Genomic DNA, 18,916 nt, shown 5'->3' with positions numbered 1-18,916 from the left:
GGCCGCCGCACAGTTTCGGCTGCCCGTTCGGCTGCCCGGCCGGGCGTCCGACTGCCCATCTGGCCGGCCGCCCGGTTGTCGCCGCGACCGGCCGTCCGGTGGTCGCTCCGGCTGCCGTGCCGAACTCGGTGCGACCATGGAGTGATGCGGAACGGCGGAGCGCGAAACGGTGAAGTAGGGAACGGCGAAGTGCGGAACGGCGGAGTACGGCGTGCCATGGTCGCGACGGTGGCCCTCGGGACCCTCCTGGCCGCCTTGACGACCCTGACCGCGTGCGGCGGCGCGCAGCACGGCGGAGGTGAGGACGTCGGCAAGGCCGCGCCCAGGCGGCCGGCCACGACCTCGGATCCGACGCGCATCCCGGACGTCGCCGACCGGTGGCAGCGCCGCATCCCCGCCAACTCCCGCCAGGTCGTGGCGGTCTACGGCGACGGCAAGGACTCTGCGGACTCCACGGTCGTGCTCTACACCAAGCAGGGATCCACCTGGGACCGCACCCGCACCTGGCCCGCACACAACGGCAAGAAGGGCTGGACCACCGACCACCATGAGGGCGACAACCGCAGCCCCGTCGGCGTGTTCACGCTCAGCGACGCGGGTGGCGTACGGAAGGACCCCGGGGCCAAGCTGCCGTACACGCACTCCCCGGCCTTCGCGGCGCCGCGCTGGTGGGCGAAGTCGCACTGGCACGACTTCGACTACGTCATCGCCATCGACTACAACCGCGTCAAGGGCACCCCGCCCAACGACCCCACCCGTCCCGGGGGTGAGCACAAAGGCGGTGGCATCTGGTTGCACATGGACCACGGCAGCGGTACGTCGGCCTGCGTGAGTCTGTCCGGATCGGCGATGGAGTACCTGCTGCGCACGCTCGATCCGGACCGGCATCCTGTCGTGGTGATGGGGGACAGGGCGGACCTGAAGAGCTCGCACTGATGGGGGAGACCTGAAGAGGCGTCGTTGCGAGGGATGCCCAACTCCCCGTAGAACACCGGCCATGAAGAGACGGATCGTCATGTCCATGTTCGCAGGGGCGACCCTCCTGGCGAGCACCCTCCTCGGAGCGGGCCCCGCCCCCGCGGCGGAACCCGTCGACGTCCCGGCCGACGCCCCCGCCGACGTCCCCGCCGAGTTCGGCACCGACTGGCACGACCCCATCACGGCTGCCCCGCCCATCGCCAAGCCCTCCGGCAAGTCCTGCCAAGTCACCGTCGCCGAGGCGCAGTTCCGCGACTTCACCCCGTACAAGGGCACGTACACCCCGCCTCGAGGCTGCGGCGACCGGTGGAGCAAGGTAGTGCTGCGGATGGACGGCAAGGTCAAGGGGCGCCAGTTCGACCGGCTCGGCTATCTGCGCGTCGGCGGGGTGGAGATCTTCCGTACGTCGACTCCGGAGCCGTCACCGGACGGCATCGAGTGGTCCGTCGAGAAGGACGTCACCCGCTACAGCGACACCTTCCGCGGCAGCCAGAACGTCGAGATGCTCATCGGGAACGTCGTCGACGACACGTACACCGGCATCATCGACGTCAAGGTCACGCTGACGTTCTACGCCGGCCGCCCCGCCTCGACTCCCAGCCGCACCGGCACGACCCCCGACCACGTCCTCACCCTCCAGGACGGCACGCTCACCACCCCGCGCAACAGCGAACGCATCGTCGCCGAGGTGTACGCCACCGGCTCCGGTGGCGGCTGCGAGGAGTTCTGGTATCTGTCGGCGCCCGACCCGGCGCCCTACTCCTGCAAGGCCGGCGGCGGTCCCTACCGCGAGGTGCAGATCGAGGTCGACGGCCAACTCGCCGGAATCGCCGCGCCGTTCCCACACGTCTGGACGGGTGGCTGGTCCAACCCCTTTCTCTGGTACGTCACTCCGGGGCCGCGAGCCTTCGACGTCAAGCCGATCGAATACGACCTGACGCCGTTCGCCGGCCTCCTCAACGACGGCCGCCCGCACCGCGTCGAGGTCTCCGTCGTCGGCGTCCCCGAGGGGCAGAGCGGCTGGAGCGCGCCCGTGAACGTCCTCGTGTGGCAGGACGCGAAGAGCGCGCACGTCACCGGGAGACTCACCGAGCACAAGGTCGGCGACATCGCCAACTCCTCCACATACACGCCCGGTTCGGAGCACCGGGTGGACACCGAGGGTAGTCACCAGCTGACCGTCGCCGGATACGTCGACACCTCGCACGGCCGGGTGACGACCACCGTCGGCCGCTCGCTCACGAACACCTCCGCGCACCGCTGGACCGACGGAGAGAACCTGGACGCCCTCGACGCCACCTGGACCGACGACCAGTCGGTCACCGTCGACGGCCGCGGACCGGCCCGCACGACGCGCACGCAGCGGACGTACACGATGGACGGCACCCTCACGATCGGCGCGGACGACCGGCTGCGCACCGTGCTGACCCTCGGTGACCGTGTCGTGGTCGGGACGACCCAGGCCGGACGGCGGATCGCGTGGTCGTGGCTCGACGACACCGTCGAGGGCGACGCCTCATGGACGTTGAACGTGCCGCGCGACCAGCGGCACGCGGTCGGCACGACGAGTGAGCGCTACCGCCTGTACGGCTCGGACGGTTGCTACGACCGTTCCCTCACCAGCGTCCAGGGGGTGCTCACCGAGGATCGCTGGGGCTGCTGAGGCCAGTTGTGTGCGATGCGTCACTCAGGGAGCGATTTACGCGGATGCAACACGGGGGTCTTGTGCGGGACCAACATCACCCGCAAAGTGATCGCCACGGAATCCGCTTTCCGTATGACAGAAGTCTCCGTCCCCGACTTCTGTGTGCCGCCGTCCCCAAGGAGTTCCCGTGCCGCCGTCCGAATCGCCTCTGCCGCGACGCGTCGCACGCACACTGCGTACCTCACTCTTCGCGCAGGTCGCCTGCGCGCTCGTGCTCGGAATCGTCGTCGGGAAGCTGTGGCCCGGCTTCGCCGCGGATCTGCAGCCGCTCGGCGACGGTTTCATCCGGCTCATCAAGACGATCATCTCGCCGCTCGTGTTCTGCGTGGTCGTCGTCGGCATCGCCAAGGCCGGTGACCTGAAGGCGTTCGGCCGGATCGGGCTCAAGGCCCTGATCTGGTTCGAGGTCGCGAGCACGCTCGCGCTGCTCATCGGACTCCTCGCCGCCAACGTGGTCCAGCCCGGGTCCGGGATGAACGTCGACCCGTCCACGCTCGACACCTCGGCGGTCGACGCGAAGACGGGCGGCGGACACCTGCCCTCGACGACCGAGTTCGTGCTCAACGCGATTCCCACCTCTTTCATCGGCGCCTTCGCCGAGAACTCCCTGCTCCAGGTGCTCATCCTGGCCTGCCTGGTGGGTGCCGCGCTGCTGCACCTCGGCCACACCAAGGTGCCGAAGGTGCTTCCGGCCATCGAGCAGGCCCAGGAGATCATCTTCGCGATCGTCAGCTTCGTGATGCGGCTGGCCCCGATCGCGGTGTTCGGCGCGATGGCCGTCCTGATCGGCAACTACGGCCTCGGCGTGATCGAGACCTACGGCAAGCTGATCATCCTGTGCTACGCGGCCGCGGCGCTCTTCATCGCGCTCCTCGCCGTCGCCCTGAAGGTGGTCACCGGGCTCAGCCTCTGGAAGTTCCTTCGCTACATCCGTGAGGAGATGCTCCTCGCGCTCGGCACCGCGTCCACCGAGTCGGTCCTGCCGCGCGTCATGCAGAAGCTGCGCAAGGCCGGCGCCCGCGACGACGCCGTGGGCCTGGTGCTGCCGACGGGTTACTCCTTCAACCTCGACGGCGCCTCGCTCTACCTGTCCATCGGCACGCTCTTCATCGCCCAGGCCGTGGGCGTCGACCTCAGCTTCAGCCAGCAGATCACCGTGGTCCTGGTGCTGATGCTGACCAGCAAGGGCATGGCGGGCATCCCCGGCTCGGCGTTCCTCGCCCTGTCCGCGACCGCCTCCTCGCTCGGTGCCATCCCGGCTGGAGCCGTCGCCCTGCTCCTCGGCGTGGACCGCATCATGGACTCGATGCGCGTCGTCACCAACCTGCTCGGCAACTGCGTCGCCGTCTTCGCGGTCTCCCGCTGGGAGGGCGCCCTGGACAAGGAGCGGGCAAGGAAGGTCCTGGACGGCGAGATCGTGGTCGAGCTGGAGGACGACGAGACCGAAAAGGCGGAGAAGGCCGAAAAGGCGGAGATGGCGGCGCTCAAGAAGCCCGAGACGACGGAGTCCGAGGAGTCCGAGGAGTCCGAGGAGTCCGAGGAAGCTGTCGCCGTACCGGCCCAGACCGCCAAGGGGACGGCCTCCGAGGCCAGTTGACGGTCACATCCGGCAAGATCGCGGCCACCGCCCAGCAGCACGGAGCGGTGGCCGCGGTCTGTCACCGCAAGGGTCGGCTCATGAGCGGGCGTCCTGGTCATAGGTGAGCAGCAGCCCGTCGCCGGCCAGGAATCCCGTACCCACCACGGCGCCGTCCGGTGTGAGGACCTGCGCGACAGCGGCCTCGGTGCCGGGCGAGCGCCGCGCCTCTTGCCCGCTGCCCTGTTGCGTCAGCAGGCCGCCCGGCCTCCGCTCGCGGCCTCGCCAGAACTCGCGGCGTTCTTGGCGATCACCGCGCCGGCCCCGCCCCCATGGCCGCCTGCCGGTTCTGCACGAGCATCGAGCCGCCGCCCTCCAACGGGACCCGCACCACGCCCGATGTCTCAGCAGCGCCGCTCGGCACCCCTGTCGATCAGCGTGTCCAGCAACTCGCCCAACACCTCGCGTTGTTCGCCTGTCAACGGCGCCAGGATCTCCTGAGCCGCCGACCGTCGCGCGCCGTGCAGTTCACGCAGGGCCCCCCGCCCGTCGTCGGTGAGCTCGATGCGGATCACCCGTCGGTTCGTCGGATCCGGCACCCGCCGTACCTTCCCGCTCGTCTCCAGCCCGTCGACCAGCGTCGTCACGGCACGCGGGACCACCTCCAGGCGCTCGGCGAGGTCGGCCATGCGAGGCGGGGAGTCGTAGTGCGCGAGCGTGCGCAGCAGGCGGGACTGGGCCGGGGTGACGCCCAGGCCGCACTCCTGAAGGTGTCGTTTCTGGATTCGGTGCACCCGGCGGGTGAAGCGCAGCAACTGCTCGGCGAGCGGGCCGTCGGGATCGGGCGTGGTCATGCGGGAACAATATCAGGACTACATTCATTGTGAGCATAGGTAACAATGAGCTAAGCTCCGCCAGTCCGTATCACCAGACCTCCCGTAGGAGCCCATGCACCCCGACAAGGAACCCACCTGGACGCCATCCGCCGCGGAGCAGGAACAACCCCGGCAGGTGCGCCGCATCCTGCGGCTCTTCCGTCCGTACCGCGGACGCCTCGCCGTCGTCGGCCTCCTCGTCGGGGCCTCGTCGCTGGTCGGCGTCGCCACGCCCTTCCTCCTGAAGGCGATCCTCGACGTCGCGATCCCCGAGGGCCGCACCGGCCTGCTCACCCTGCTCGCGCTCGGCATGATCCTCAGCGCCGTCCTCACCAGCATCTTCGGCGTGCTGCAGACCCTGATCTCCACGACGGTCGGCCAGCGCGTCATGCACGACCTGCGCACCGCGGTCTACGGCCGCCTCCAGCGCATGTCGCTCGCCTTCTTCACCCGCACCCGCACCGGCGAGGTCCAGTCCCGCATCGCCAATGACATCGGCGGTATGCAGGCCACCGTCACGTCCACCGCGACCTCCCTGGTCTCGAACCTGACCAGCGTGGTTGCCACGATCATCGCGATGATCGCCCTCGACTGGCGGCTGACCGTCGTCTCGCTGCTCCTGCTGCCGGTCTTCGTCTGGATCAGTCGCCGCGTCGGCAGGGAACGCAAGAAGATCACCACCGAGCGCCAGAAGCAGATGGCCGCGATGGCCGCCACGGTCACCGAGTCGCTCTCGGTCAGCGGCATCCTGCTCGGCCGAACGATGGGCCGCTCCGACTCGCTCACCACGGCCTTCGCCGACGAGTCCGAGCGGCTGGTCGACCTCGAGGTGCGCTCGAACATGGCCGGCCGCTGGCGCATGTCCGTCATCGGCATCGTCATGGCCGCCATGCCCGCCGTCATCTACTGGGCTGCCGGAACGGCCCTCCAACTCGGCGGCCCGCAGGTCTCGATCGGCACGATCGTCGCCTTCGTCTCGCTCCAGCAGGGCCTCTTCCGCCCGGCCGTCAGCCTGCTGTCCACCGGCGTGCAGATCCAGGCCTCGCTCGCGCTCTTCCAGCGCATCTTCGAGTACCTCGACCTGCCCATCGACATCACCGAGCGGGAGGACGCCGTCCACCTCGACCGCATCAAGGGCGAGGTCCGCTTCGAGAACGTCGAGTTCCGGTACGACGGCAAGAGCGGACCGATCCTCGACGGCATCGACCTCACCGTCCCGGCCGGCGGCAGCCTCGCGGTCGTCGGCCCGACCGGCGCCGGGAAGTCCACGCTCGGACACCTCGTGCCGCGGCTCTACGACGTGACGGGCGGCCGCGTCACCCTCGACGGCGTCGACGTGCGCGACCTCGACTTCGACACCCTCGCCCGGGCAGTCGGCGTCGTCTCGCAGGAGACGTACCTCTTCCACGCCTCCGTTGCCGACAACCTGCGCTTCGCCAAGCCCGACGCCACCGACGAGGAGTTGCGCGCGGCGGCCGAGGCGGCCCAGATCCACGACCACATCGCCGGCCTGCCCGACGGTTACGACACGGTCGTCGGCGAGCGCGGCCACCGCTTCTCCGGCGGTGAGAAACAGCGCCTGGCCATCGCCCGTACGATCCTGCGCGATCCGCCGGTCCTCATCCTCGACGAGGCGACCAGTGCCCTGGACACCCGCACCGAACACGCCGTCCAGCAGGCCATCGACGCGCTGTCCGCCAACCGCACCACCCTCACCATCGCGCACCGCCTGTCCACCATTCGGGGCGCCGACCAGATCGTGGTCCTCGACGCCGGGCGCGTCGCCGAAGGGGGTACGCACGAGGAACTTTTGGCGCGGGAGGGGCGCTATGCCGGGCTGGTCCGCCGGGACGCCCAACTGGAGCCGACGACGTGACGTTATGTCGGGTTTGTAAGTGTTTGCGGGATACCGTGCCCGCATGCACTTGAACACTCCGCCACGGAACACGATTCGACTGACGCACCGGGGCCGTATCGCTCTCATCGCCGCCGGCGCCGTCGTGGCCGGTGCCGCCGTGGCGGTGCCGCTGCTGGTCCTCGGCGAGGAGGAGCCGGCGCGGCCCACCTCGCTGGTGATCCCGGAGGGCCGGCGCGCGAGCCAGGTGTACGACGCCGTCGACAAGGCCCTCGCCCTGCCGCCCGGGTCCACCCGGAAGTCCCTCGGCAAGCTCGACCTCAAACTCCCGAACGACGCCGACGGCAACCCCGAGGGCTACCTCTTCCCGGCGACGTATCCACTTGAACACAACGGTACGAAGGCGACGCCGGACTCCCTGCTGTCGGCCATGGTCGACACCGCCAACAAGAAGTTCGGCGGCGCCCCGATCGCCGCCGGCGCTCAGCGCAACGCCATGAACGTCTATCAGGCGGTCACCATCGCGAGCATCGTCCAGGCCGAGGCCGGCAACAAGGCCGACATGGGCAAGGTGGCCCGGGTCATCTTCAACCGGCTCGAACGCGGGATGCCGTTGCAGATGGACTCCACCATCAACTACGCGCTCAACCGCTCCACGCTCAAGACCACCGAGGCCGACACACGGATCGAGAGCCCCTACAACTCGTACCAGCGCATGGGCCTGCCGCCCACGCCGATCGACAACCCCGGCGAGGACGCGATGCGCGCCGCGATCAACCCGGCCGCGGGCGACTGGCTGTACTTCGTCACGGTCAAGCCGGGCGACACCCGCTTCACGGCCGACTACGCCGAACACCAGCGCAATGTCGCCGAGTTCAACGCCCAGCGGAAGGCGAGCCCGGGAAGCCCGGCGAGCCCGAAGCCGACGGGGTGACGGTCGGGGCTTCGGACAGCGAGCGGGCCGTCGGCCGGTTCCGGAGCCGGCCTCCAGGTGCCGGCTCACCCAAACCGGCCGCCGAACGTCACGCCGCCACCGGATCCTCAGTCAGCAACCGCCTGATGTCCCGTACGGCCGCGCGGCCGGCCCGGTTGGCGCCGATCGTGCTGGCGGAGGGGCCGTAGCCGACCAGGTGGACGCGGGGGTCGACGACCGCGCGTGTCCCCTCCACCCGGATCCCGCCGCCCGGTTCGCGCAGGCGCAGCGGGGCCAGATGGTCGATGGCGGCGCGGAAACCGGTCGCCCACAGGATCACGTCGGCGTCCACGCGCCGCCCGTCCTGCCACTCGACCCCGTCCGGTGTGATCCGGTCGAACATGGGCCGCCGGTCCAGGACCCCGTCCGCGAGCCCCTGCCGGACGGCGTCGTTGAGGGGCAGCCCCGTGACGGAGACGACGCTCTTCGGCGGCAGGCCCTGCCGGACCCGCTCCTCGACGAGCGCGACGGCCGCCCGGCCCACATCCTCGCTGAACGGACCCTCGCGGAACGCGGGCGGGCGCCGCGTGACCCACGTCGTGGAGGTGGCGTACCGGGCGATCTCCAGCAGATGCTGGGTGCCGGAGGCGCCCCCGCCCACCACGACGACCCGCTGCCCGGCGAACTCCTGCGGCCCGGGGTACTGCGCGGTGTGCAACTGCCGCCCCCGGAACGTCTCCTGACCGGGGTAGCGCGGCCAGAACGGCCGGTCCCAGGTGCCGGTCGCGTTGATCAGCGCCCGCGTCGACCAGGTACCGGCCGAGCTCTCGACGAGCAGTCGCCCGTCCGGGCCCTCGCGTACGGCACGCACGTCGACGGGCCGTCGCACAGGCAGGTCGAAGGTCCGCTCGTAGCTGTCGAAGTACTCGGCGATGACCTCGGACGACGCCCGCTCGGGGTCGGCGCCGGTCAGCTCCATGCCGGGCAGCGCGTGCATCCCGTGCACCTTGCCGTACGTCAGCGAGGGCCACCGGAACTGCCAGGCGCCGCCCGGGCCGGGGGAGTGGTCGAGCACCACGAAGTCGCGGTCCGGCTCGAAACCGGTGCGCCGCAGGTGGTAGGCGCTGGACAGTCCTGCCTGACCAGCGCCTATGACGACTACGTCGACCACGGCGACCACGCCGACTGCTTCGGCCGCCGCGACCGCCTCAGTATTGTTCACGCTTCTACTAACCGCCTCGGGGTCGAGGATCTTCCCCGGGCCCCGGAGACCCAGGCCCCGGAGTTCCAGGCCCCGGAGACCCGGGTCCCGGCGATCAGCGTCCGCCCGCGACCAGCAGCGGAACACCGGTCTCGGTCTCCGCCGCCGTGCCGTCGAGCAGACCGCGCGCCGCCAGCTCGGGAATCACCCCCTCCCCGAACCAGTAGGCCTCCTCCAGATGCGGATACCCGGACAGCACGAAGTGCTCGACACCGAGCGCGTGGTACTCCTCGATCCGCTCGGCGACCTCGCCATGGCTCCCGACCAGCGCGGTTCCCGCCCCACCCCGGACCAGACCGACCCCCGCCCAGAGGTTCGGGTAGATCTCCAGATCGGCGCGGGAGCCGCCGTGCAGGGCGAGCATGCGCTGCTGCCCCACCGACTCGCTGCGCCCGAGCGCCTCCTGCGCCGCCGCGACCGTGCCCGCGTCGAGGTCGTCGAGCAGCCGGTGGGCGGTCGACCAGGCGTCGGCGGACGAGTCGCGGGAGATGGTGTGCAGCCGGATCCCGAACCGGACCGTACGGCCCTCCCGCTCGGCCAGCGAGCGAATCCAGTCGATCTTCTCCTTGACCTGCGCGGGCGGTTCACCCCAGGTGAGATACACGTCCGCATGCCGCGCCGCGACCGGCCCGGCCGCCTCGGAGGAACCGCCGAAGAACAGCTGCGGCACCGGGTCCGGCGGCAGGGCGGTCAGCCCGCCGTCGACCTGGTAGTGGGCACCGTCGAAGTCGTACGGCTCACCGCGCCACACCCCACGTACGACGGACAGGAACTCGTCCGTACGGGCATACCGCTGATCGTGGTCGAGGCGGTCGCCGAAGCGGCGCTGCTCGGCCGAGTCGCCGCCGGTGACGACGTTGAGCAGCAGCCGCCCCCGCGTGATGCGCTGGTATGTCGCCGCCATCTGCGCGGCGAGCGTCGGCGAGATCAGGCCCGGCCGGAACGCGACCAGGAACTTGAGGCGTTCGGTGTGCTGGGCGAGGGCCACGGTGGTCAGCCAGGCGTCCTCGCACCAGGTGCCGGTCGGGGTGAGGACCGCCTCGAAGCCCAACCGCTCGGCGGCCTTGGCGATTTGGGCCAGGTAGTCGATGTCGGGGGCGCGTACGCCGCTCGGCTTCCCGGCCTGGTTGGACCCATAGGCGTGCCGGTCCACCAGGGTGCGGCCGTCGCCGCCGGTCGGCAGGAACCAGTGGAGATGGACGGTCATGTCACGAACCCTTCGCGGCGCTTGCCTCGGTGGTCGACGGCGGCAGGTCGCCGTTGTACCGCGTGTCCACGAAGTCGCCGAAGTCCACCTTGTGGGGGATGAGCTTCAACCCGGTGAAGGTGTCGGCGATCTCCTGCTCGGAGGCGATGAGGGGCTTGTCCACCGCGACCGAGATCCGGGTGGCGTTGGTGCGCTTCACCGAGGCCAGCGCGACCTCGTAGGGCAGCCCGGTGTCCTTCGCCCAGACCTTGGCCCACTCCTGCTGATGGCCGTTGACCCATGCCGTGGCGCGCCGCAGTCGCTCCAGATAGTCCTTGATGGCGGCGGGCTTCTTCTTGTCCTGCAGGGCGGAGGGCGCCGCCACCTGGAAGGTGAGGCCGTTGGTGATCCCGTCGCCGGTCGTCAGGATCCTGCCCTGCTTGGCCACGAGCACCTGCGAGGTGTACGGATCCCACACGGCCCACGCGTCGACCTTGCCGGCGGTGAACGCGGCCAGGGCGTCGGCCGGCTGCAGGTACTTGACGTCGACGTCACTCGGACTCAGCCCGGCCGCCTTGAGGGACGCGATGAGCTGGTAGTTGGCGGAGGAGCCCTGCGCCACGGCGATCGACCTGCCCTTGAGCTGCTCGGGCTTCGTCAGCTTCGAGTCGTTCGGTACGAGGATCGCGTCGCCCTTGGAGGCGCCGTGGAACGCGGCCACCACCGTGATCTTGGAGCCCGCGCCCGCCGCGAAGACCGGCGGGGTGTTGCCGACGCCGCCGATGTCGACGGCCTTGGCGTTGACCGCCTCCAGCAGCGGCGGACCGGAGGTGAAGGTGGACCACTTGATCTTGTAGTCGAGGCTCTTCAGCTCTCCTGCGGCACGCAGGATCGCCTCCGAACCACCCTTCTGGTCACCGACGTTGAGGGTGAGGGAGCCCGAGCCGTCGGTGTCGCCGCCGGTCGAGGCCGACGAGCTGCCTCCGCAGGCGGACAGGAGCAGGGCCAGGGGGAGGAGCAGCGCGGCGGGGACGAGGCGACGTCGCATGACGGATCCGTTCTTTGGAACTGAGGGGTGGAGGGGTAGGGGTAGGGCGGGGTGTGGAGGAAGAGGGCCCCGGAGGCTGGGGGCTGGGGGCTGGAGGGCTCAGGCTGCTTCGGCGGCTGTTTCGACGCCGAGGCGCTCCAGCAGGCCGGCGCGCAGTTCGGCGAACCGGGGGTCGGTGATGTCGCGGGGGCGGTCGAGATCGATGCGCTGCTCGTGCGCGATGACCCCGTCGTCCATCACGAGCACGCGGTCGGCCAGGAGTACGGCCTCCTCGACGTCGTGCGTGACGAGCAGGACCGCGCAGCCGCGCCGCTGCCACAACTCGCCGACCAGGCGCTGGGCCTTGATCCGGGTGAGTGCGTCGAGCGCGCCGAACGGCTCGTCGAGCAGCAGCAGATCGGGTTCGCGGACCAACGCCCTTGCGAGGGAGGCGCGTTGGGCCTCGCCGCCGGAGAGCGTCTTGGGCCAGGCGTCCGTACGGTGGTCCAGGCCGACCTCCTTGAGCGCCTGCTCGGCGACCGTGCGGCCGGGCTTGCCCGGCAGGCCCAGCAGCACGTTGCGCCACACCTTCTTCCACGGCATCAGCCGCGGCGCCTGGAAGGCGACGGCCTTGCGGCGCGGTACCAGGACGGTGCCCTCGATGTCGCGGTCGAGGCCGGCGAGGATGCGCAGCAGGGTGGACTTGCCGCAGCCGCTGCGGCCGAGGAGAGCGACGAACTCGCCTGGCCGGACATCGAGTTGAAGCCGGTCGATGACCGCACGCCCGTCGAAGGAGCGGGTCAGCCCCTCGACGTGCACGGCCTGTGTGGGCTGCACGGTCCGGGTGGCCTTGGGGCTCACCGGCCGGTGAACGTCGGTCGCCATTGCAGCAGCAGCCTTTCGAGGGAGCGGACGATGAAGTCGGCGAGCAGGCCGAGGAAGGCGTAGACGATCAGGCAGACCACGATCACGTCGGTCCGCAGGAAGTCCCGCGCCTGCACCATGAGGAACCCGATGCCGGAGTCGGCGTTGATCTGCTCGGCGAAGACGAGGGCGAGCCAGGCGATGCCGAGCGAGTAGCGCAGGCCGGTCAGGGCGCCCGGCAGCGCACCGGGCAGCACGACATGCCGCACGAGCCCCCACCTGGACAGCCCGAGGGACTCCCCGGCCTCGATCAACTGGGCGTCCACGCCGCGGATACCGGCGTAGACATTGAGATAGAGGGGGAAGGTCACGCCGAGCGTGATGATGGCGACCTTGGGCGCCTCGCCGATCCCGAACCAGATGATGAACAGCGGGATGAGCCCGACGAAGGGCACGGTCCGCAACATCTGCACCGGCGCGTCCACGAGGTCCTCGCCGATCCGGAACAGGCCCGAGAGCAGGGCGAGTCCGGTTCCGGCGACGGTGCCCAGCGCCAGCCCGGCGGCGACGCGCTGGAGAGACGTGCCCATGGCCGAGGGCAGTGAGCCGTCGGAGATCAGATCACCCGCGACCTGGGCGATGCGGCCGGGCGAGGCGAGGACGTCTGCGGTCAACAGCCCTGTGCTGCTGAGCACTTGCCACAGGACCAGGAGCAGGACGGGCCCAGTGGTGCGACGCAGCCAGCGAGGGACGCGGGTGCGGCGGGAGGAGGTGGGAAGGAGGGGGAGCACATCGACGGCGGGCCGGTTCTCGAATTGGGATTTGAGGGGAATATCCGTCTCTGCGGAGCTGGGTGGGGCATGGCTGATGCTCATGGGTGCTCCAGGGGGCGATGAGCGTCGAAGGGGATGCGCTTCAGCCCCGCCGGGTCAGTTCAGGACCGGGCGGATATGCGGAGGAAGCGTGGGTGAAGAGAGAGGGCGGGCGTCAGCGGCCGCGGCGACACGCGGCGGAGGCCACCCGCAGCAGGTCGATGTGACCGCGCGTGGTGAGCAGGGCTGAACGCAACATGCCGCTGAAAGTAGCCAGATGGCGCGGCGACGGTCAACGGTGTCTCGTCAGGTGGACCTCGTGTATCACGACTCGGCTGCCTCGGGCCGTCTCCTGACACGCGAACTCCGGTGCATGGGCGAGGATGGACGACATGTCAGACGCCTTCATCACCCGAGTCCTGAACGTCGCCTCCGGCTCCTCGGAGAGGGTCGTGGACATCACCCGCGACTGCGAGGCCTTCCTGCAGGAGGCGGCGGGTCGCGACGGCCTCCTGAACGTCTTCGTGCCACACGCCACGGCCGGCATCGCCATCATCGAGACGGGCGCCGGCAGCGACGACGACCTCCTGACCGCCCTGCACACCCTCCTCCCCGCCGACGACCGCTGGCAACACCGCCACGGCAGCCCCGGCCACGGCCGCGACCATGTCCTCCCGGCGATCGTCCCGCCGCACGCGACGCTGCCGGTGCTGGCTGGGCGGCTGGAACTCGGGACGTGGCAGTCGGTGTGCCTCGTGGATACAAACAGGGACAATCCAAACCGGAAGGTCCGGCTGTCGTTCCTGGGATGAGGCGGCTCGTCACTGAAGCGGGCGAGTTCTCCTTGGTCGCACCCTGTGCAATCCAGAAATTCACCTTCCGTGTGTGGTCGAGTTTGTGCCGGCTGACGTATTGATCCGTGACTCCAGCCGGGTCGAGCATTTGCGTCCGGGGTGCGAGTGGGGCGGATGCGTGTTCCGTGCTAAAATTGATGCCGGTTGCAGTTGTGGTTCCCGAAACTTCAAATGTCTTGGCGACTGTATGTCGTCGGACATTTCTGTATCTCCGGTGCTTATCCGGACGGGGCTCATTGTGGCAACACAGGGGTTCACACGGTGTGGGTCCCCGGGCACTGCCCCCAAGGAGATGGAATATGGCTACTGGCACCGTCAAGTGGTTCAACGCGGAAAAGGGCTTCGGCTTCATCGAGCAGGACGGCGGCGGCCCGGACGTCTTCGCCCACTACTCGAACATCGCCGCCCAGGGCTTCCGTGAGCTCCAGGAAGGCCAGAAGGTGAACTTTGACGTCACGCAGGGCCAGAAGGGTCCGCAGGCGGAGAACATCACTCCCGCCTGACGTCGAAGCGCATGAGTAGCTGGGGTCCCACCTCGCGGTGGGGCCCCAGCTCACTGCTTTTTGAATTCCGCTGGAATTCTTTTCCAATTCATATTCGGCTCGTTCTTGCAATTTATCCGGCTCATTCCTGTCGGGAATTCCTCGATGCGCGCCCTGTTGAGGAAGTTTCTCCATGAGCCGTTCAGCTCGCACGAACGACCGTTTCCGTCCACGGGGTCAGGGCCGCCCCGGCGCCAGTCCGGGCGACACCGGGCGCCGCCCCTCCACACCGCAGGGAGAGTTCGCGCTGCCGGTCACCGTCACCCCGGCCCTCCCCGCCGCCGCGACCTTCGGCGAACTGGACATGCCCGTCGAGTTGGTGAAGATGCTCACCAGTCGCGGCCTGACCGAGCCCTTCCCGATCCAGGCCGCCACGTTGCCGAACTCCCTCGCGGGGCGCGACGTCCTGGGCCGCGGGCGCACCGGATCGGGCAAGACGCTCGCCTTCGGCCTGGCGCTCCTCGTGCGCACGGCCGGGCAGCGTGCCGAGTCGCGCAAGCCGCTGGCCCTGATCCTCGTTCCCACGCGCGAGTTGGCCCAGCAGGTCACCGATGCGCTCGCCCCGTACGCCCTGTTGCTGAAGCTGCGGCTGGCCACTGTGGTCGGCGGCATGTCGATCGGCAGGCAGGCCGGCGCACTGCGTGCCGGGGCCGAGGTGGTCGTCGCGACTCCCGGCCGCCTCGCGGATCTCATCGAGCGCAAGGACTGCCGCCTGGACCGAGTGAACATCACCGTGCTGGACGAGGCCGACCAGATGGCGGACATGGGCTTCATGCCGCAGGTCACCGAACTGCTGGACCAGGTACGCCCCGACGGCCAGCGCACGCTGTTCTCGGCCACGCTGGACCGCAACATCGACCTCCTGGTCCGTAGTTACCTCCATGACCCGGTGGTCCATTCGGTCGACCCGTCGGCGGGCGCGGTCACCACGATGGAGCATCACGTGCTGCAGGTGCACGGCGCCGACAAGTACGCCACCGCCACCGAAATCGCTGCCCGCGACGGGCGCGTGATCATGTTCCTGGACACCAAGCACGCTGTCGACCAGTTCACCAAGCACCTGCTGAACAGCGGCGTAAAGGCCGCGGCGCTGCACAGCGGCAAGTCGCAGCCCCAGCGCACCCGCACCCTGGCACAGTTCAAGACCGGTGACGTCACGACGCTGGTGGCCACCAACGTCGCCGCCCGGGGCATTCACGTCGACGACCTCGATCTCGTCGTCAACGTCGATCCGCCCAGCGACCACAAGGACTACCTGCACCGCGGTGGCCGTACTGCCCGCGCCGGCGAGTCCGGCAGTGTCGTGACGCTGGTCCTCCCCGGCCAGCGCCGGGACATGGTCCGTCTCATGTCCGACGCGGGCATCAGGCCGCAGATCACGCAGGTCCGCTCGGGCGAGGCCGAACTGAGCCGCATCACCGGAGCCCAGGCCCCCTCCGACGTCCCCGTCGGCGGCAGCGGGCCGGCCGCGGAGCGCCCCAAGCGCGGCGGTGCCCCCTTCCGCGGTCTGGGCACCCGCCCAGGGCGGGTCGGCGGCGGTGGTGAGTCTCGCCGGTCTACTGAGGCCCGTCAGATCGCCGAGGCCCGCAAGGCCGCCCGGGTCCGTCGTGGCGCATAGGTCGGTGGCGGTGACGGTGGCGCCCTTGCCGGGGCCGGTATCCGCTGGTCATCATCCGCTGCGACCCCGAGAAGTAGCGTGTCCACATAGCCTGAGCGTCAGCGTCCGGTCGCGTCGCGGCGGCAGTGCAGAAAGAGGTGGGGCTCGGGCCCGGCGCCGGGGTGCTCCGGGGTGAAGGTGGTGCTGTGCCGGGACAGCACCGTCAGCCCCGCCGCCTCCACCATGCCGGTGACGTCCTCCTCGGCGAAGCTCGTCGCGCGGACCGGCCGGCCCATGAAGACCACCTCGACGTCCTCCACGTCCGCGGGCACGGTGGCCAGCACCAGATGCCCGCCGGGCCTCAGGGCCAGGGCCAGCCGTCGCGTCAGGGCCGCCTGCTCGGCGCGGGTCATCTGCAGCAGCGAGAAGAACACGCACACGCCGTCGAACGAGGCCGCGTCCAGCGGGAGATCCCGGATGTCGCCGCAGCGGAATGCGGCCTCGGGGACCTGACGGGCGGCGAGTTCGACCATGACGGGGGAGACGTCGACGCCCAGCACCGAGTGCCCCGCCGCGATGAGCGCGGCCGCGGTGGGCCGCCCGGTGCCGCTGCCCACGTCCAGTGTCCGTGCCGCGGGCGGCAGCCGCTCGATCAGCCACTCCAGCGCGGACAGGTGCGCGGGGGCATGGGCGAACGCCTTCTCGTAGTCGGCGCCCAACGCGTCGAACAGCACGGCGGCGGGCGGCCGTTGGTCCTCGTGACTCACGTCCTCGTGACTCACGTCGTCGTCCCTTCGCTCGTCGGCCCGCATCGTCGCACCCGCCGGACGGGTGCCACAACGGCGGCCCGGTGCGCGTCCCGGCGGGCCGGGCGGGGGAGAATGAGGGCCGTACCCAACGGTCGACCCTTGCGGAGGAGCGGGAAATGCAGGACGCGCGAGCGGGGCAGGTCGCCGGGCCCGAGGACCTCATCGACGTGGCCCGCCTGGTCACGGCGTACTACGCACTGCACCCCGACCCGGCCGACCCGGGTCAGCGGGTGGCGTTCGGCACCTCGGGACATCGCGGCTCGTCCCTCGCGGCGGCGTTCAACGAGGACCACATCGCCGCCACCAGCCAGGCCATCTGCGAGTACCGCGCCGCCCAGGGCACCGACGGCCCCCTCTTCCTCGGCGCCGACACCCACGCCCTGTCGGAGCCCGCCCGGATCACCGCGCTCGAGGTCTTCGCGGCCAACGACGTGACCGTCCTCATCGACCAGACCGACGGATACACGCCCACCCCGGCCGTCTCGCACGCCATCCTCACCCACAACCGGTCGCGCACATCCCGTCTCGCCGACGGCGTGGTGGTCACCCCCTCGCACAACCCGCCCGCCGACGGCGGCTTCAAGTACAACCCGCCGAGCGGCGGCCCCGCCGGATCCGAGGCGACCTCCTGGATCCAGGACCGCGCCAACGAGATCATCACCGGCGGCCTGAAGGACGTACGGCGCATCCCCTACACCCGCGCCCTGACCGCCCCCGGCACCGGCCGCTACGACTTCCTCGGCAGCTACGTGGCCGACCTGCCGAACGTGCTGGACCTGGCGGCGATCCGGTCCGCCGGAGTACGCATCGGCGCCGATCCGCTGGGCGGCGCCTCGGTGGCCTACTGGGGCCGTATCGCCGAACAGCACGGGCTCGACCTCACGGTGGTCAATCCGCTCACCGATCCCACCTGGCGCTTCATGACGCTCGACTGGGACGGCAAGATCCGCATGGACTGCTCCTCGCCGTACGCCATGGCCTCCCTCATCGAGCAGCGCGACCGCTTCGACATCGCCACCGGCAACGACGCCGACGCCGACCGGCACGGCATCGTCACGCCGGACGCGGGCCTGATGAACCCCAACCACTACCTGGCCGTGGCGATTTGGTACCTCTTCTCCCACCGGGAGCAGTGGCCCACGGGCGCCGGCATCGGCAAGACCCTGGTGTCGTCCAGCATGATCGACCGGGTCGCGGCGGACGTCGGCCGTTCGCTGGTCGAAGTCCCCGTCGGCTTCAAGTGGTTCGTGGACGGCCTCTCCGACGGCACGCTCGGCTTCGGCGGCGAGGAGTCGGCGGGCGCCTCCTTCCTGCGCCGCGACGGCTCGGTGTGGACCACCGACAAGGACGGCATCATCCTGGCCCTGCTCGCCTCCGAGATCACGGCGGTCACGGGCAAGACCCCTTCGCAGCACTACGCCCGGCTCACCGACCGCTTCGGCGCCCCCGCCTACGCGCGCGTCGACGCCCCGGCCTCCCGCGAGGAGAAGGCCCTGCTCGCCAAGCTGTCCCCGCGGCAGGTCACCGCCGACACCCTCGCCGGAGAGCCGGTCACCACGGTTCTCACCGAGGCGCCCGGCAACGGCGCCGCCCTCGGCGGCATCAAGGTGGCCACCGCCAACGCCTGGTTCGCGGCCCGCCCTTCGGGCACCGAGGACGTCTACAAGATCTACGGGGAGTCGTTCCTCGGCCCGGACCATCTGCGCCAGGTCCAGGAGGAGGCCAGGTCCGTGGTGCTCGCGGCGCTCGGCGCCTGACGGGCCGCAGGCAGGCAGCTGTTGCCGGAGCGAGATCGGGCAACACGGGGACAGCTCAGGGGACAGGGGCTTCACGCCGACGAAGCTCCTGGCCCAATCCCCGGAGCGCCGGCCGCTGAACCAGAAGCCGACGCCGCTTCTCAACGCCACGGGGCAGGTCATCCAGGGCCTGGGATTCCGCGTCGAACAGGCTCGTCACTCATCCGGGCGATGATCACGCATCATCTCCCGAAGGGCTGCGCAGGGGCTGTTGAGTGGTCGGGTCACGATGAGAGGGATCACCAGGGAGCGGGGGCACCACCAGC

At 70.1% G+C, this 18,916-nt stretch carries 17 protein-coding genes; 9 read left to right on the top strand and 8 right to left on the bottom strand.

Annotated features, from left to right (window positions below):
* Positions 1 to 189: 189 nt before the first annotated feature.
* From AB5J49_RS04905 to AB5J49_RS04895, 3 genes are all read left to right on the top strand, one after another.
* Positions 190 to 936: a hypothetical protein gene (locus AB5J49_RS04905; RefSeq protein WP_369167230.1), complete on the top strand. Its 747-nt coding sequence runs from the start codon at positions 190 to 192 to the stop codon at positions 934 to 936.
* A 61-nt stretch (positions 937 to 997) separates the two neighbouring features.
* Entirely contained in the window at positions 998 to 2,641 is a 1,644-nt protein-coding gene (locus AB5J49_RS04900; protein WP_369167229.1) for a peptide-N4-asparagine amidase, read from the top strand.
* Between the two features lie 169 nt (positions 2,642 to 2,810).
* Entirely contained in the window at positions 2,811 to 4,280 is a 1,470-nt protein-coding gene (locus AB5J49_RS04895; RefSeq protein ID WP_369167228.1) for a cation:dicarboxylase symporter family transporter, read from the top strand.
* Between the two features lie 383 nt (positions 4,281 to 4,663).
* On the opposite strand, the gene AB5J49_RS04890 is transcribed toward AB5J49_RS04895, so the two are convergent.
* Positions 4,664 to 5,113, bottom strand: coding sequence for a MarR family winged helix-turn-helix transcriptional regulator (locus AB5J49_RS04890; RefSeq protein WP_369167227.1), 450 nt, complete (start codon positions 5,111 to 5,113; stop codon positions 4,664 to 4,666).
* 94 nt (positions 5,114 to 5,207) lie between these two features.
* Between AB5J49_RS04890 and AB5J49_RS04885 the strand changes: the two genes are divergently transcribed.
* Together AB5J49_RS04885 and mltG are read left to right on the top strand one after the other, a co-directional pair.
* Positions 5,208 to 7,010 carry an ABC transporter ATP-binding protein gene (locus tag AB5J49_RS04885; protein ID WP_369167226.1) on the top strand — a complete coding sequence of 601 codons (1,803 nt, stop codon included), beginning with the start codon at positions 5,208 to 5,210 and terminating at the stop codon, positions 7,008 to 7,010.
* A gap of 43 nt (positions 7,011 to 7,053) precedes the next feature.
* Entirely contained in the window at positions 7,054 to 7,923 is an 870-nt protein-coding gene (gene mltG / locus AB5J49_RS04880) for an endolytic transglycosylase MltG (protein WP_369167225.1), read from the top strand.
* A gap of 88 nt (positions 7,924 to 8,011) precedes the next feature.
* On the opposite strand, the gene AB5J49_RS04875 is transcribed toward mltG, so the two are convergent.
* The 6 genes from AB5J49_RS04875 to AB5J49_RS04850 all read right to left on the bottom strand — a co-directional run bounded on the left by AB5J49_RS04875 (position 8,012) and on the right by AB5J49_RS04850 (position 13,311).
* Positions 8,012 to 9,082 (bottom strand): NAD(P)-binding domain-containing protein, encoded by a 1,071-nt coding sequence (locus tag AB5J49_RS04875; protein WP_369175046.1) that lies wholly within the window; start codon positions 9,080 to 9,082, stop codon positions 8,012 to 8,014.
* Between the two features lie 136 nt (positions 9,083 to 9,218).
* Complete coding sequence (locus AB5J49_RS04870) at positions 9,219 to 10,370, bottom strand: LLM class flavin-dependent oxidoreductase (RefSeq protein WP_369167224.1); 1,152 nt, start codon at positions 10,368 to 10,370, stop codon at positions 9,219 to 9,221.
* Position 10,371: 1 nt separating this feature from the next.
* Positions 10,372 to 11,397 (bottom strand): ABC transporter substrate-binding protein, encoded by a 1,026-nt coding sequence (locus tag AB5J49_RS04865; protein WP_369167223.1) that lies wholly within the window; start codon positions 11,395 to 11,397, stop codon positions 10,372 to 10,374.
* A gap of 99 nt (positions 11,398 to 11,496) precedes the next feature.
* The gene (locus AB5J49_RS04860; protein WP_369167222.1) at positions 11,497 to 12,261 is read right to left on the bottom strand and encodes an ABC transporter ATP-binding protein; all 765 of its coding nucleotides are present in this window, start codon (positions 12,259 to 12,261) and stop codon (positions 11,497 to 11,499) included.
* Complete coding sequence (locus AB5J49_RS04855) at positions 12,234 to 13,115, bottom strand: ABC transporter permease (protein WP_369167221.1); 882 nt, start codon at positions 13,113 to 13,115, stop codon at positions 12,234 to 12,236. Before AB5J49_RS04855 ends, AB5J49_RS04860 begins: the two co-directional genes overlap by 28 nt.
* A 112-nt stretch (positions 13,116 to 13,227) precedes the next feature.
* Positions 13,228 to 13,311 carry a putative leader peptide gene (locus AB5J49_RS04850; RefSeq protein ID WP_313884353.1) on the bottom strand — a complete coding sequence of 28 codons (84 nt, stop codon included), beginning with the start codon at positions 13,309 to 13,311 and terminating at the stop codon, positions 13,228 to 13,230.
* A 133-nt stretch (positions 13,312 to 13,444) separates the two neighbouring features.
* On the opposite strand from AB5J49_RS04850, the gene AB5J49_RS04845 reads away from it, so the two are divergent.
* From AB5J49_RS04845 to AB5J49_RS04835, 3 genes are all read left to right on the top strand, one after another.
* Positions 13,445 to 13,864 (top strand): secondary thiamine-phosphate synthase enzyme YjbQ, encoded by a 420-nt coding sequence (locus AB5J49_RS04845; protein WP_369167220.1) that lies wholly within the window; start codon positions 13,445 to 13,447, stop codon positions 13,862 to 13,864.
* A 341-nt stretch (positions 13,865 to 14,205) separates the two neighbouring features.
* Positions 14,206 to 14,409 carry a cold-shock protein gene (locus tag AB5J49_RS04840; RefSeq protein ID WP_062705208.1) on the top strand — a complete coding sequence of 68 codons (204 nt, stop codon included), beginning with the start codon at positions 14,206 to 14,208 and terminating at the stop codon, positions 14,407 to 14,409.
* 172 nt (positions 14,410 to 14,581) lie between these two features.
* A complete protein-coding gene (locus tag AB5J49_RS04835) occupies positions 14,582 to 16,066 on the top strand; it encodes a DEAD/DEAH box helicase (protein ID WP_369167219.1) in 1,485 nt (494 codons plus the stop codon).
* 98 nt (positions 16,067 to 16,164) lie between these two features.
* Here the strand turns inward: AB5J49_RS04835 and AB5J49_RS04830 are convergent, their stop codons facing one another.
* A complete protein-coding gene (locus AB5J49_RS04830; RefSeq protein WP_369175045.1) occupies positions 16,165 to 16,812 on the bottom strand; it encodes a class I SAM-dependent methyltransferase in 648 nt (215 codons plus the stop codon).
* Between the two features lie 158 nt (positions 16,813 to 16,970).
* Between AB5J49_RS04830 and pgm the strand changes: the two genes are divergently transcribed.
* Positions 16,971 to 18,611 (top strand): phosphoglucomutase (alpha-D-glucose-1,6-bisphosphate-dependent), encoded by a 1,641-nt coding sequence (pgm, locus tag AB5J49_RS04825; protein WP_369167218.1) that lies wholly within the window; start codon positions 16,971 to 16,973, stop codon positions 18,609 to 18,611.
* Positions 18,612 to 18,916: the final 305 nt, after the last annotated feature.

Origin of the sequence: Streptomyces sp. R28, from assembly GCF_041052385.1 — a bacterium.
Taxonomy (GTDB): domain Bacteria; phylum Actinomycetota; class Actinomycetes; order Streptomycetales; family Streptomycetaceae; genus Streptomyces.
This window is presented reverse-complemented; position numbering and strand designations above follow the sequence as displayed.